This window comes from Mycobacterium shimoidei (assembly GCF_900417275.1).
GTDB lineage: Bacteria > Actinomycetota > Actinomycetes > Mycobacteriales > Mycobacteriaceae > Mycobacterium > Mycobacterium shimoidei.
The window spans coordinates 3,859,201-3,874,599 of sequence record NZ_UEGW01000001.1 but is presented as its reverse complement, the minus strand read 5'-3'; the positions used below and the strand labels follow the sequence as shown (position 1 = coordinate 3,874,599).

Annotated in this window: 3 protein-coding genes and 1 pseudogene; all 4 read left to right on the top strand. The window is 66.7% G+C overall.

Going from position 1 to position 15,399, the window contains the following annotated elements; genetic code table 11:
* Position 1: 1 nt before the first annotated feature.
* A pseudogene (locus MSP7336_RS24755) lies at positions 2-5,128 on the top strand (SDR family NAD(P)-dependent oxidoreductase); the annotation flags it as partial.
* A 33-nt stretch (positions 5,129-5,161) separates the two neighbouring features.
* The gene (locus tag MSP7336_RS24750; protein ID WP_483403569.1) at positions 5,162-5,560 is read left to right on the top strand and encodes an acyl carrier protein; all 399 of its coding nucleotides are present in this window, start codon (positions 5,162-5,164) and stop codon (positions 5,558-5,560) included.
* Positions 5,560-10,980 carry a type I polyketide synthase gene (locus MSP7336_RS18585; RefSeq protein WP_280524367.1) on the top strand — a complete coding sequence of 1,807 codons (5,421 nt, stop codon included), beginning with the start codon at positions 5,560-5,562 and terminating at the stop codon, positions 10,978-10,980. The genes MSP7336_RS24750 and MSP7336_RS18585 overlap by 1 nt, the downstream gene beginning before the upstream one ends.
* Positions 10,977-15,395 (top strand): type I polyketide synthase, encoded by a 4,419-nt coding sequence (locus tag MSP7336_RS18580; protein WP_113964300.1) that lies wholly within the window; start codon positions 10,977-10,979, stop codon positions 15,393-15,395. Before MSP7336_RS18585 ends, MSP7336_RS18580 begins: the two co-directional genes overlap by 4 nt.
* The last annotated feature ends 4 nt before the right edge of the window (positions 15,396-15,399 follow it).

The window sequence follows — 15,399 nt, the reverse complement described above, 5'->3', positions numbered from 1 at the left end:
GATGGCTGCTGCACCGCCGGATCGCCGGGAAATCATCACCGAGGCACTGCGTAAGATCGATGACCTGACTGCGCGACTGGAGATCGCCGAAAAGGGTGACACCGAGCCTATCGCCGTGGTCGGAATCGGCTGCAAGTTCCCGGGGGGCGTCGACACTCCCGCCCAGTACTGGCGCTTTCTGCGCGACGGTGAAAGCGGCGTTGTGCGGGTGCCGCCGAACCGCTGGGATGCTGATGCTTTCTACTCCGAAGACCACACCGTGCCGGGGACAATCTGCAACCGGGAGGGGGGTTTTCTGACGTCTTGGCAGCCCGAAGAGTTCGATGCCGAATTCTTCGGGATGTCCCCCCGCGAGGCTGCCGCTATGGATCCCCAACATCGGCTGCTGCTCGAAGTGTCCTGGGAAGCATTGGAAAACGCCGGGATCACACCCAAAGCCATCCGCAACACCCAGACCGGGATCTACGTCGGCGTGACAACCAGTGACTACTACTGGCTCACCACCTCCGGCGGCGTGGCCCCCGAGGACCTTGATCCCTACCTGGTCTTCGGGAATGCGTCGAACTTCGCAGCCGGGCGGCTGTCGTATTTCTTGGGTGTGCACGGCCCGGCGGTGGTCATGGACACCGCGTGCTCATCGTCGCTGGTGGCCGTTCACCTCGCATGCCAGGGCCTGCGTCGGCGGGAAACCGATCAGGCGCTAGCGGCCGGCGTCAACTTGATCCTGAGCCCGGAGAACAGCATCGCCTGCTCGCGGTGGGGAATGCTCGCACCCGACGGTCAGTGCAAGACGTTCGACGCCGCCGCCAATGGGTATGTGCGCAGTGAGGGCTGCGGGGTGGTGGTGCTCAAGCGGCTCAGTGATGCGCTGCGCGACGGGGATTCGGTGTGGGCAGTGATACGCGGTTCGGCGGTCAACCAAGACGGGCCCAGCAGCGGACAGACCGTGCCCAATGGGCCGGCCCAGCAGGCGCTGCTGCGCCAGGCGCTGGCCGCGGCGCGGTTGGCACCGGCCGACATCGACTACATCGAGGCGCATGGCACGGGCACCGCGCTGGGTGACCCGATCGAACTCGACGCACTGAGCCAGGTCTTCGGCGACCGAAACGGCTCGGCGCCACTGGTTTTAGGGTCGGTGAAGACCAACTTTGGTCATGCCGAGTCGGCCGCCGGGATCGCCGGCTTCATCAAGACCGTGCTCAGCCTGGACCAGGGCTACATACCGCCGCATTTGAACTTCACCGAGTTGACTCCGAACGCATGCGCGGCCGCATCACAGTTCACCATCCCGGCCAAGGGCATGGAATGGCCGTCGGTGGACCGGCCACGGCGGGCCGGGGTGTCGTCGTTCGGGGTCAGCGGCACCAACGCACACGTGGTGCTCGAGCAGGCGCCGGCGCCGAAACCCGTTGCAGCGCAACCCGAGCCGGTGGTGAACACCTTGGTGATTTCGGGCAAGACCCCGGCGCGAATCCGGCCGATCGCCGCGATGCTGGCCGACTGGATGGCCAGCGAGGGCGCCGAGGTCCCGCTGGCCGATGTGGCCCACACCGTCAACCACCACCGCGCGCGCTACAAGAACATTGCCGCGGTGAGCGCGCGGGACCGCGCCCAGGCGGTGGCCGGCCTGCGGGCGCTGGCCGCGGGCGAACCGGCTACCGGTGTGGTTGAGCCCTGCCAGCTACCCCATGGCTCCGGGACGGTGTTCGTCTATTCGGGTCAGGGTTCGCAGTGGGCGGGGATGGGTCAGCGGTTGTTGGCGCAGGAGCCGGCGTTTGCTGCGGCGGTGGATGAGTTGGAGCCGGTTTTTGCCGAGCAGGTGGGGTTTTCGTTGCGGGNCGAGGCGGTGGCCGGCCTGCGGGCGCTGGCCGCGGGCCAGCCCTCGCCCGGCGTGGTCGGCCCGCGTGAAATGCCGCACGGTTCGGGCACCGTCTTTTTGTATTCGGGTCAGGGTTCGCAGTGGGCGGGGATGGGTCAGCGGTTGTTGGCGCAGGAGCCGGCGTTTGCTGCGGCGGTGGATGAGTTGGAGCCGGTTTTTGCCGAGCAGGTGGGGTTTTCGTTGCGGGGGGTGTTGTCGGCTGGGGATCCGGTGGTGGGGATTGAGCGGATTCAGCCGGTGTTGGTGGGGATGCAGTTGGCGTTGACGGCGTTGTGGGGGGCTTATGGGGTGCGTCCGGATGCGGTGATTGGGCATTCGATGGGGGAGGTGGCTGCGGCGGTGGTGGCCGGGGCGTTGAGTCCGGCTGATGGGTTGAAGGTGATTGCGACCCGGTCGAAGTTGATGTCGCGGTTGTCTGGTCAGGGTGCGATGGCGTTGTTGGAGTTGGAGGCGCAGGCGGCTGAGAAGTTGGTTGCCCAGTATCCGGATATTTCGGTGGCGGTGTATGCCGCGCCGGTGCAGACGGTGATTGCGGGTCCGCCGGATCAGGTTGATGCGGTGGTTGCGGTGGTTGATGGGCAGGGCCGGTTGGCGCGTCGTATCGAGGTGGATGTGGCGTCGCATCATCGGACGGTGGATCCGATTTTGCCGGAGCTCAAGAGCGCGTTGGTGGGTTTGTCGCCGGTGGCGCCGCGGATTCCGTTGATCAGTACGGTGGGGTCGTCCGATGGTGGGGCGCCGGTGTTTGATGCTGATTATTGGGTGGTCAACCTGCGCAATCCGGTGCGGTTCAGTCAGGCTGTTGCGGCTGCTGCTGAAAAGCATTGCACCTTCGTCGAAATCAGCCCACACCCACTACTCACCCACGCCATCGGCGACACGCTTGCATCAACGGCGTCCGGCGAACACTGCGTGGTCACCTCGGCGATGAAACGAGGAGACGACGAAATTCTGTCCGTTCACACCCAACTCGCCACCGTCGGTGTGACACCCCCGAAAACCGACCGACGCCGGCTCGTCAACCTCCCACCGACGCCGTGGCTGCACGAAAAGTATTGGCTGGAAAGCAAACCCGTCGCACAGCGGCTACCCGATGTGCATCCCCTGCTCGGCGTGCACGTCGAGATGCCGTCCGGTCGCGATCATGTTTGGCAGGCTGACATCGGGACCGAATCGATGCCGTGGCTGGCCCAGTACAAGGTTCATGGACAGGTCGTGCTGCCAACAGCATGCTACGTCGAGATGGCCTTGGCCGCCGCGCGACAGGCGGCGCCCGCCGGGACAGGACAGATCCGGGCGCTCGAAATCGAGCAAACCCTGGTCCTGGACCGGCAGACCCGGATCACCACGCAGCTTTCGCACAACGACGGCGGGTATCGCGTTGAGATACACGCAAGTTCGTCCAGCGGCAACTGGACTCGCTATGCGGTCGCCGACGTCGACGCGACCGGCCAGGATGCGCCCGCCGCAGCGCCCCAAGCAGACACCGAACTGGCGCTGCCCGACGGAGCCGCTGACCATCCGCAGTACTGCCTGCACCCGGAGTTGCTCGAGACCGCGCTGCGCCATCTGGCTGCCGGCATCACGGCGCAGCCGCAGGACACCCCCTACCTGCCGGTGTCGGTGGCGAGCATTCGGGTGTTCGGCCCGGTCGCGCGCCGAACCCGTTGCCACACCGAGCTGGTCGAGCAATCACCCGGCGGCTATCAGGGGCGAATCGTCTTCACCGACGACACGGGCACTGCGACCGCGGAGCTCACCGGCATCGAATTGCGACCGGTGGATCCCCGCGCGGTGGCGCTGCCGTTGGAGCACAAGATCTTTGACACCGCATGGATGGACAGCCCGCTACCAGAAGCCGACTCGGCGACGCTGTCCGGGAGCTGGCTGCTGCTGGCCGACACTGATAACGAGACAACAGCTCTGGCAACAGATTTCGCCTCCCGATTCGATGCACCCGGTCGCCGGGTGATCCGTGCGGAGCTGGGCGACGAATCCGCGGTGCGGGAGGCCTTCGCAGACACAGCCGGTAACCAGGAACTTCCGCCCGCGGGCATCGTCGTGTTCCTGGGCACCCGCTCTTTCGACGGCGCAGACACGGACGCAGTGCTCGCCCGGGCACACGATTTGATCTACTCGATCTCAGCCGTCGCGCATGCGGCCGTCGACGGTTGCAAGGGCAAGGCGCCACGACTGTGGCTGGTCACCCGCAACGGCCTTGCGGTGCAAGACGAGCCGGGTGATCCGGCGATCGGGGCGCTCAAGGGCCTCGTCCGCAACTGGCGCTTCCCGGGCGAAGCGGCCCGCGTTCTGGCCGGCGAGCCGGATCTGGGTGTCACCCTCGTCGACATCGGTTCCGGGACAGACGCCTACGCGGCCTTGCTGAACGAACTGGGGTCACCGGCCGGCGACGATGTGGTCGCGGTGCGAGACGAGCGCCGCCGCGTCGAACGGCTCACCCGCGCCAGCCTCGATGGCGAAATCCGCGAAACCGAGGTGCGCCCCGACGGTGCCTACATCATCACGGGCGGCCGCGGCGGTCTGGGCACGGTGGTCACCCGCTGGCTGCTCGAGCGCGGCGCGGGACGCCTGGTCCTCAACGGCCGAACCGAGCCCTCCGATGCACAGCGCCAGGAGCTTAGCGAGCTGGCGAACGGCGCCGAGATCGTCTTCGTGGCCGGCGACATCGCCGCGCCGGGGGTCGCCGAGCGCCTTGTGGCGGCCGCCGAGGAGACCGGACGCCCGTTGCGCGGCGTGGTGCACGCCGCGGGCGTGACCGGCGACGGATTGGTGACCGCGCTGACCCGCGACGGCCTGCAGCGGGTCTGGGCGCCCAAGGTCGGCGGCGCGCTGCGTCTGCACGCGGCCACGGCCGGCCGGGAACTCGACTGGTGGGTGGGCTTCTCGTCGATGGCCACGCTGCTGGGCTTGCCGGGTCAATTGGCCTACACCACCGCGAACGCGTGGCTGGACGCACTGGTGGCATGGCGTCGGGCATCCGGTCTGCCCGCCACCGCGATCAACTGGGGTCAGTGGTCGGACGTGGGGATGAGCCGCGCGCTGACCTACAGCGTGCTGGACCCGATCACCCCCGACGAAGGCATCGAGGCGCTGCAGACGCTGGTGGGCGGGCCGCTGGCCCGGGTGGGGGTCGGCCGGCTGCGGCTGGATCGCGCGCTGGCCGCCACTCCCGAGTTCGGTGACCTCGGCTTCTTCCGGGAGATCGTCGCGGAGTTCGACATCTCGAGCGCCCCGGGGCGATCGGCCCCCGACGACAACGCTGTGTCGACCGCGCCGGATTGGTCGCAGATTCCTGCCGAGAATCGGCTCAGCGAACTCGAGCATCGGCTGCAGGCCATCTTGGCCCGCGAACTTCGGATGTCCGCATCGGCAGTCAGGACGGATCAACCGTTCCCCGAGCTGGGACTGGATTCGATGATGGCGATGACGGTGCTACGCGAGACGCAGAAGCTGGTGGGAATCGATCTGTCGGCAAACATGCTGTTCAACCACCCGACGATCTCGTCGTTGGCCCAGTACTTGGTGGACATGCACGCGCCAGAGGAAAGCCCGGAACCAAATACCGCGGATATGACGGTCGATTCGGGCGGCAGCGTGTTGGATGAGTTGTTCGACAGCGTGGAATCGGCTTCGGCAGGTAGTGAGAGCGGTATTTATTGATGAAAACGGTCTTCAACAGGGTGTCGGCCATGACCGTCGACCAGCGCACCGCGCTGACCGAACGGTTTGACCAGGCCTCGCGGTTGGCGGCCGCGGAGCCGGTGGCCGTGGTGGGCATCGGCTGCCGATTCCCCGGTGGCGCAGCGGGCCCGGAGAAGTATTGGAACCTGTTGGCCAACGGAAAAGACGCGATCAGCGAAATCCCCCCGGACCGCTGGAACGCCGACGAGTTCTACGACCCGGACCAATTCGCGCCGGGGCGGATGTCTTCGAAGTGGGGCGGCTTCTTGCCCGACGTAGCCGGCTTCGACGCCGACTACTTCGGCATCTCGCCACGCGAAGCCGAAGCGATGGACCCACAGCAGCGGCTCATGCTCGAGGTGGCCTACGAAGCGCTTGAGCATGCCGGGATCGTGCCGGACCAGTTGTCCGGAATCCGCGCCGCGGTGATGATGGGCGTCTATTACACCGAGTACCAGACGATCTCGGCGGCCAACCCGGACAGCATCGACGCCTACTCCGCGACCGGCAACGCACACGCCGTCGCCGTGGGGCGGATCGCCTACCTGCTGGGCCTGCGCGGCCCGGCGATGGCGGTGGATTCGGCCTGTTCGTCGTCGCTGGTCACCATCCACCTGGCCTGCCAAAGCCTGCGGCTACGGGAAAGCGACTTGGCGCTGGCCGGCGGCGTCAGCCTCATCCTGCGCCCGGAAACCCAACTGGCGATGTCCAAGTGGGGCATGTTGTCGCCGCAGGGCCGGTGTCACACCTTCGACTCGAGGGCCGACGGGTTCGTACGCGGCGAGGGCTGCGGGGTGGTGGTGCTCAAGCGGCTCACCGACGCGGTCCGTGACGGCGACCGCGTGCTGGCGGTGGTGCGCGGCTCGGCGATCAATCAGGACGGTCGCTCCAACGGACTGACCGCACCGAACACCATCGCACAACGCGACGTGATCACCCGCGCGCTGCGCAGCGCCGACGTCGCGCCCAACACGGTGAATTTCATCGAGACGCACGGCACCGGAACCGCGTTGGGTGACCCGATCGAATTCGAAGCCCTGGCCGACGTCTACGGGCGCGGCGACGGTCCCTGCGCGCTGGGAGCGGTGAAGACCAACTTCGGTCATCTGGAGGCGGCCGCCGGCATCGCCGGATTCATCAAAGCCACACTGTCTTTGCGGCGTGGCCAGATCCCGCCGAACCTGAACTTCAAGCAATGGAACCCGGCGATCGACCCGTCGCAGACACGGCTGTTCGTGCCCACCGAACTGGCGCCGTGGCCTGCCGGTGACGGCCCGCGGCGGGCCGTGGTGTCGTCGTTCGGCCTCGGCGGCACCAACGCGCACGTGGTGCTCGAACAGGGTCCGGATCCGGTGCAGACGCCGGCAACCGAATCGGCGTCGCCGGTGACGACCTTGGTGATCTCGGCCAAGACCGAGCAACGGATCGCGTCGTGGGCATCGATGCTGGCCGACTGGATGGCCGGCGAGGGCGCCGAGGTCCCGCTGGCCGATGTGGCCCACACCGTCAACCACCACCGCAGCCGGCACCACAAACTCGCCACGGTATGCGCCCGCAGCCACGACGAGGCGGTGGCCGGCCTGCGGGCGCTGGCCGCGGGCCAGCCCTCGCCCGGCGTGGTCGGCCCGCGTGAAATGCCGCACGGTTCGGGCACCGTCTTTTTGTATTCGGGTCAGGGTTCGCAGTGGGCGGGGATGGGTCAGCGGTTGTTGGCGCAGGAGCCGGCGTTTGCTGCGGCGGTGGATGAGTTGGAGCCGGTTTTTGCCGAGCAGGTGGGGTTTTCGTTGCGGGGGGTGTTGTCGGCTGGGGATCCGGTGGTGGGGATTGAGCGGATTCAGCCGGTGTTGGTGGGGATGCAGTTGGCGTTGACGGCGTTGTGGGGGGCTTATGGGGTGCGTCCGGATGCGGTGATTGGGCATTCGATGGGGGAGGTGGCTGCGGCGGTGGGGGCCGGGGCGTTGAGTCCGGCTGATGGGGTGAAGGTGATTGCGACCCGGTCGAAGTTGATGTCGCGGTTGTCTGGTCAGGGTGCGATGGCGTTGTTGGAGTTGGAGGCGCAGGCGGCTGAGAAGTTGGTTGCCCAGTATCCGGATATTTCGGTGGCGGTGTATGCCGCGCCGGTGCAGACGGTGATTGCGGGTCCGCCGGATCAGGTTGATGCGGTGGTTGCGGTGGTTGATGGGCAGGGCCGGTTGGCGCGTCGTATCGAGGTGGATGTGGCGTCGCATCATCGGACGGTGGATCCGATTTTGCCGGAGCTCAAGAGCGCGTTGGTGGGTTTGTCGCCGGTGGCGCCGCGGATTCCGTTGATCAGTACGGTGGGGTCGTCCGATGGTGGGGCGCCGGTGTTTGATGCTGATTATTGGGTGGTCAACCTGCGCAATCCGGTGCGGTTCAGTCAGGCTGTTGCGGCTGCTGCTGAAAAGCATTGCACCTTCGTCGAAATCAGCCCACACCCACTACTCACCCACGCCATCACCGGGACCCTGGAATCGGCCAAACCACGTGGCGGCTTTCAGGTTGCCGCGACGTTGAACCGGGACAACCCCGAAACACTGGCTTTCCACACACAATTGGCGACGGTTCGACCTCCGTCAGCTGCCGCGGCCGAAACCGAAGGCTGCACAGCAAATATCGTCGACCTGCCGCCGACTCCATGGGTACATTCCCGGTACTGGACCGCCCCAACATCGGCCAACCGGCAATCGGCCAGTGCTCACCCGCTGCTTGGCGTGCACGTCGAGATGCCGTCCGGTCGTGATCACGTCTGGCAGGCCGACATCGGGACCGAACTCGTCACCTGGCTGGCCGACCACAAGGTGCACGGTCAGGTCGTCATGCCGGCAACGGGTTACGCGGAAATAGTGATGGCGGCTGCCAGCGAAGCCCTCGGGCTCCCCGTCCAGGCCCTGGCAATACATCAGCTCGAGGTCGAGCAGATGCTTCCGGTGGACGAGCGGACTCAGATCACGACGCAGCTGAGCCACAACGGCGAGAACTCGGCGAACGACGTTCGGGTGGAGGTTCATTCCCGATCGGCCAACGGCCATTGGCGTCGGCACGCGGTGGCCCGCGTCGAGACTGCGCAGCCGGCGGCACCGGCCGCCCAACCCGGCGCCGGCGAAGCGGGCAGCGTCGTTTCTCCTGCGGACCTCTACGCCGCCTTGCGCCGAACCGGGTTGCATCACGGGCAGTCCTTCGCCGCACTGACCCGAATCGTGCGCAAACCCAATGGATCCTCGGAGACAGAGATAGTCCTGCCCGACGAGGCCACGCCACACCGAAGCTACCGCATTCATCCGGTGCTGCTCGATGCCGCGCTGCAGGGGCTGGCCGCCGCGATGCCCGCCGACTCGTTGGCGGACTCCAGCGAGGCCACCTACTTACCGGTGTCGTTCGAGAGGATCCGGGTCTTCGGCGATGTCGGCCGGCGCGCCCGCTGCCGCGCCGAGCTGGCGACGCCGCATGGTGAGGGCTCCGGCCAGCTCGGGCGTGTCGTGTTGATGGATGACGCCGGGAGACCGACCGTCGAGATCGACGGCATCTACCTGCAACGGGTGCAACGACGCACGGTCCCAATACCCCTGACGCAGAAGATCTTTGACACCAGCTGGGTCAAGACGTCCGCCGATGCGGCCACGTCGGCTTCGTGTGACGGCAGTTGGCTCGTGCTGACGGACGGCGCCGAGACCGAGCCGATCGCGAACGAGTTCGTCAGCCAATTCGATTCACCGGCCCGTCGGGTCGTCAACGCGGACCTTTCGCAGGAGTCCGCGGTGCTGGAGGCATTCGCGAAAACTGCGGCAGACCCCGAACTTCCGCCGGCCGGAGTGATAGTCTTCGTCGGCCAGCGTCCATTCGGCGGCACCGACTCCGACGGCGCTCCCGAGCGGGCCCGCGACCTGACATGGACGATCTCGGCGACGGTGCGCGCGATCATCGGCGGCTGGCATGGAAAGGCCCCGCGGCTGTGGCTGGTGTCCCGTAATGGCTTGGCGGTCAACGCCGACGAGCCGGGCGATCCGTCGGTCAACTCGCTCAAGGGCCTGATCCGGGTGCTCGGCTACGAACATCCGGACTTGCGCACCACGCTGGTGGACCTGCCGGGCGACAACGTGACACCGTTAATCACCGAGCTGGGACTGGCCGGCACCGACGACGTGATCGCCTGGCGCGGCGGCGACCGTTATGCCGAGCGTCTGTCCCGCGCGACGCTGGCGTCGACACAGCCGGATCGGGTGGTGCGACGCGAGGGTGCCTACGTGGTCACCGGTGGCCTGGGTGGAATCGGGCTGGTGGTGGCGCGTTGGCTCGCCGACCGCGGCGCCGGCCGCATCGTCCTCAACAGCCGCTCCGACCCGTCTGCTGAGGCGCAGACGATCATCGACCAGCTCGGCCAGCGCACCGAAGTCGTTGTCGTGACTGGTGATATCGCTGCAGTGGGCGTAGCCGAGCAGCTGGTGAGCGCGGCCGAACAGACCGGGCTCGCGTTGCGCGGAGTGGTGCACGGCGCCGCCGTGATCGACGACCAGATCGTCGCGGCCCTCACCAGGGAAAGCCTGGAGCGTGTCTGGGCGCCCAAGGCAGCCGGCGCCTTACGGCTCCATGTCGCGACGGCCGACCGAGATCTCGATTGGTGGGTGGGCTTCTCGTCGACGTCGTCGCTGTTGGGTTCGCCGGGGCAGGGAGCGTATGCGGCCGCGAGCGCGTGGCTCGACGGCCTGGTGTCATGGCGACGAGCATCGGGTTTGCCCGCTATTACCATCAACTGGGGCCAGTGGTCCGATATCGGCGTTGCCCGTGCGCTGAGGTTCAGCGCGTTGGATCCCATCGCTCCGCCCGAAGGTATCGAGGCACTGGAGGCCATCCTGGCCGGCGATCCGACACGGGTCGGCGTGGCTCGGCTGCGGCTGGATCGGGCGGCGGCGGCATTCCCCGAGATTGCGCAACTCGGGTACTTCGCCACCCTGGCCAGTGAACTCGACATCGACAGTGACGATGATGACTGGGCCGGCCCGGATGCCCTGCGAGAGATGGAATCCGACGAAGCCCATCGGGTTGTGAGCGCTCGCCTGGGCGGGCGCATCCTGGCCATCATGGGCTACCCGAAAGACAGCACCATCGACTCCGACCAGCCGCTGACCGAGCTGGGACTGGATTCGTTGATGGCCGTGCGGATCCGCAATACGGTTCGCGGCGACTTCGGGGTCGAGCCACCGGTGGCCCTGCTGCTGCAGGGCGCCTCATTGACCGACCTGACAACCGACCTCATCCGCCAATTGGGTCTGAACGGGCAGGAAAAGACCGAAAGCACCAGCGCTGTTCGTGATCGGGCCAAGCAGCGTGCGGCGGCGAGGCAGCGTGCGGCGGCACGTCGGAGGGTAGGAGACCGAGTGTGACGAGCAATAGCGATTTGCCACCGAACGCAATCGCGGTGGTGGGTATGGCTGCCCGGTTTCCGGGCGCCAACACGGTGTCGGCGTTTTGGGACAACCTGCGTCGCGGCGAGGAGTCGATTGTCACGCTGTCCGAGGACGACTTGCTGGCCGCCGGTATCAGTGAGAAGGCACTGGCCAACCACGCGTACGTGCGGCGCGCCGCCTTACTGGACGGCATCGACGAATTCGATGCTGATTTCTTTGGTTTCACACCGCAATCCGCGCGGATGACTGACCCGCAGCATCGGTTGTTCTTGCAGTCGGCATTTCATGCGATGGAAGACGCCGGTTACGACCCCGCCGACATCGAAGGCTCGGTGGGCGTATACGCGACCAGCACCACCAGCGGCTACTTGCTGCACAACATCATGTCCAACCACGACCCGGAAACGGTCATCGGACAGGGTGTGACGTTCGAGATGGTCAACCTGTCGTTGCAGAACGACAAGGACTATCTGGCCACGAAGGTTGCGCACCAGTTCGATTTCCGCGGTCCGGCGTTGTCGGTGCAGACGGCGTGTTCGTCGGCGCTGGTCGCGGTCCATCTGGCTTGTCAGGCCATTTTGAACGGCGAATGCGACATGGCGTTGGCCGGCGGGGCGTCGCTGCGAATCCCGCACCGTGTGGGATATTGGCATGAGCCTGGCTCGATGGTGTCGGCCACCGGACATTGCCGCCCATTCGATGTGCGTTCGGACGGCACGATTTTCGGTAGTGGAGTCGGCGTGGTCGTGCTCAAGTCGCTGGCCGACGCAGTCGAGGACGGCGACCGCATTCACGCGGTGATTCGCGGATCGGCGCTCAACAACGACGGTTCGACGAAGATGACGTATGCCGCTCCGAATGCGGCCGGCCAGGCCGACGTGATCGCCGAGGCGCACGCCGTCGCCGAGGTCGACGCGGCCACGATCAGTTATGTAGAGACCCATGGAACCGGCACTCCGCTGGGCGACCCGATCGAAATCGAAGGCCTACGTTTGGCATTCGCGGTATCCGAAGAGCCGCGGCCCGGCCCGTGCTTTATCGGCTCGGTCAAGTCCAACATCGGGCACCTCGAGTCAGCGGCGGGCATCGCGAGTCTGATCAAGACGATCCTGTGCCTCAAACATCGGGCCATTCCGCCGACGCTGCACTACACCAGCCCTAACCCGGAACTGCACATCGAGCAGGGGCCGTTCGTCGTGCGCAGCGAGTACGGCCCGTGGGAGTGGGACGGTGTTCGTCGCGCCGGAGTCAGCTCGTTCGGTGTGGGTGGCACTAACGCGCACGTGGTGCTCGAAGAGGCGCCGGCGGCTCCGGTGTCGACCCCGAATCCCGGTCCTCAGGTGTTGATGCTGTCCGCGCGCACTGCCGAGGCGTTGCACCAGGCGCGGTTGGATCTTGCCGCCGAACTGTCCGGCCCCGACGCCGCTGAGCTGGTGGATGTCGCCTATACCCTGGCGCGCCGCAGGAAAGAAAACTTCCAGCTCGCGGCCGTGGTCGCCGACCGCCAAGACGCGGCAACGGTGCTGCGCGCCGACGAGCACGACAACGTGTTCGTCGGCGAATCGGTGCAAAGTCCGGCCGACAACGCCGACCGGGTGGTTTTCCTGTTTCCCGGTCAGGGCGCTCAGCACGTCGGGATGGCGCGCGGTCTGTATGACACCGAGCCGGTGTTCGCCGAACACTTCGACGAATGCGCCGCCGGCTTCGACGCCGAGCTGGGCATCGACCTGCGCGCGGAGATCTTCGAGGGCAACGCCCGCAATTTGGAGCGCACCGACCGGACCCAACCCGCGCTGTTCACCGTGCAATACGCGCTGGCCAAACTGATCGAAACCTATGGGGTGCGCCCGGCCGCGATGGCCGGACACAGCATCGGCGAGTACGCCGCGGCCACCATCGCCGGCGTTTTCGACGTATCGACCGCGATCAAAGTGGTCGCGATGCGGGCCCGGCTGATGCACGCCGCGCCGCGTGGCGTCATGGTGGCGGTGCCGCTGAGTCCGGACGCGGTCGCCGAGCACCTGTCCGGCGATGTCGACGTGGCCGCGGTCAACGATCCGGGCGGGTGCGTGGTGGCCGGATCCGAAGAACAGATCGCGGCATTCACCGAGCGGCTGGCCAAGGCAGGCGTCGCGGCGCGGCGGGTCCGCACGTCGCACGCATTCCATTCGCGGCTCATGGAGTCGATGATCCCGGAATTCACCGGATTCTTGTCGCGACAAACGCTGGCCGAACCGCAGATTCCGTTGCTGTCCAATGTGACCGGAACGTGGATGGCCGCCGGCGAGGCAACCAACCCTGCGACCTGGGCGCGTCAGGTGCGCGCCACGGTGCGGTTCGCCGACGAACTCGACGTCCTGCTCGCCGACCCGAACCGCGTCGTGGTCGAGGTTGGCCCAGGGGGCACCTTGACCGCATCGGCGATGCGGCATCCGCGGTGGTCGGAAAGTCATCGCGCGGTGCGGCTGATGCGGCACCATGCGCAAAACCGCGACGACCGTGACACCTTCTTGCTGGCGCTGGGCCAGCTCTGGGCGGCGGGCATCGAGGTTGATTGGTCGCCGCTGCGAGGCGACTATGCGCCCCGGCTGGTGACGCTGCCGGGCTATCCCTTTGAGCGGCAACGGCATTGGGTTGATCCCAACCCGCAGCGGCGGTCGTTCGCCGCCTCTAGCCCAACCGGCACCCCGGCGGATGCGCCGTCGGCCGAAACCGGGACCAGCGCGGCCGGCAACGGCACATCGCCGATCGAGGCGACGTTGCAACGCATCTGGGGACAGTGTCTCGGTGTGGGCTCGGTGGCGCGTAACGCCAACTTCTTCGAGCTCGGTGGGGACTCATTGGTCGCGATCAGCGTTGCGATGACCGCCTCCCACGAAGGACTGGACCTGACGCCTCAGGATCTCTACGACCATCCCACCCTCGGCGGGTTGGCCAAGGCGCTGACGGCGCGATACGCCGCCGGCGGTCTGGCCCGTCAATCGGCGGGCGATGTTGTGCACCCGCCTGTCCCGCCCAACCTCCTCGAATTCCTCGAACATGGAGTTGCCGACCGCGGCCAGTGGCGCGTTCCGTTGATCCTGCAGCTTCGGCCCGACGTGCAAACCGACGACATCCGTGCAGTGCTCACGGCGGTGATCAACCACCACGACGCGCTGCGGCTGCAGGTCTCCCAGCGCGCCGGAACCTGGGAGCAAGTTGTCGGCGATCCCCAGGAGCATGTCGAACTCGCCACTGTGGCCCTGTCCGAAGTTCTGTCCGAGGACGTCGCGCCCGGGAGTCCGCAGGAGCGCGATGCGGTGCTCGACTTGCTGAAAAAGCAGATCGCCGAACAGGATCTGTCCAGCCCCGCGCTGACCGCCAGTTATATCCAGGGTCGGCCCGGCACCACGTGCTACCTCGCGATCAGCCTGCACGCCGCCGTCGCCGACAACCCGACCCGCGACATTCTGCTCACCGACATCTTCACCGCGTTCGGGCAGCGGCTGGCAGGCCAAGAAATTGCGCTGCAGCCCGTCACCACGTCGTGGACCGAGTGGTCCCAGCGCTGCGCCGGGCTTGCGACGCATCCCGCAGTCGTCGAAAGTCGCGACTTCTGGCTGAAGAACGCCACGCCCGCGCCGCTGCGGGTGACTTCCGAGGCCGCTGAGCCGCCGGGGGCAGCCGATTTGGCCAAGGTGTCGTCGACGCTTCCGGCCTCGGAAACCAGCGAAATCGATGACGCGCGGCGGCGGCTGGCGATGCCGATCGAAGACATGCTGTTGGCCGCGTTGGGCCGCACGATCGCCGCGACGGCCGGTGGCGATGCCGTTACGGTCGACCTCGGCGGCCCTGGCCGTTCGGTCCTCAAACCCGATCTCGACCTGCGCCGCACCGCCGGCTGGTTCACCAGCCTATATCCCGTCAGGCTCGGGTGCAGCAACAGCGAAGAGGTGAGCGCTCGGCAACTGCTGGACGACGTGCACGACACGTTGAAAGCCGTTCCCCACTACGGGATTGGCTACGGGCTGCTGCGTCACCTCTATGCCCCCACCGCCAGCCTGTTGGGGGGCGCGGGTCGGGCCGATCTGCATTTTTCCTACATCGGCACGATTCCCGACCTGCCGGAGCTGTCCACCGCCGATGCTCCCGTGCAACTCGACACCGACACCGCCATGCCGGTGCGCGAGACGATTCCCGGCCTGGGTCACGCCCTCGAGCTCCGGGTGTACCGGTCGGCCGGTGAGCTTCACCTCGACTGGTGGTATGACACCCGCAGGATCGAAGCGGCCACCGTGCAATCGCTCGCCGACTTCTACACCGAAGCCTTGCTGGGCCTGATCCGGGAAGCGGTCGCGCAAGACGAGACAGACTCGGCCAGCGACGAACTGACCCTCGTGGAACTGTCGTAGACCG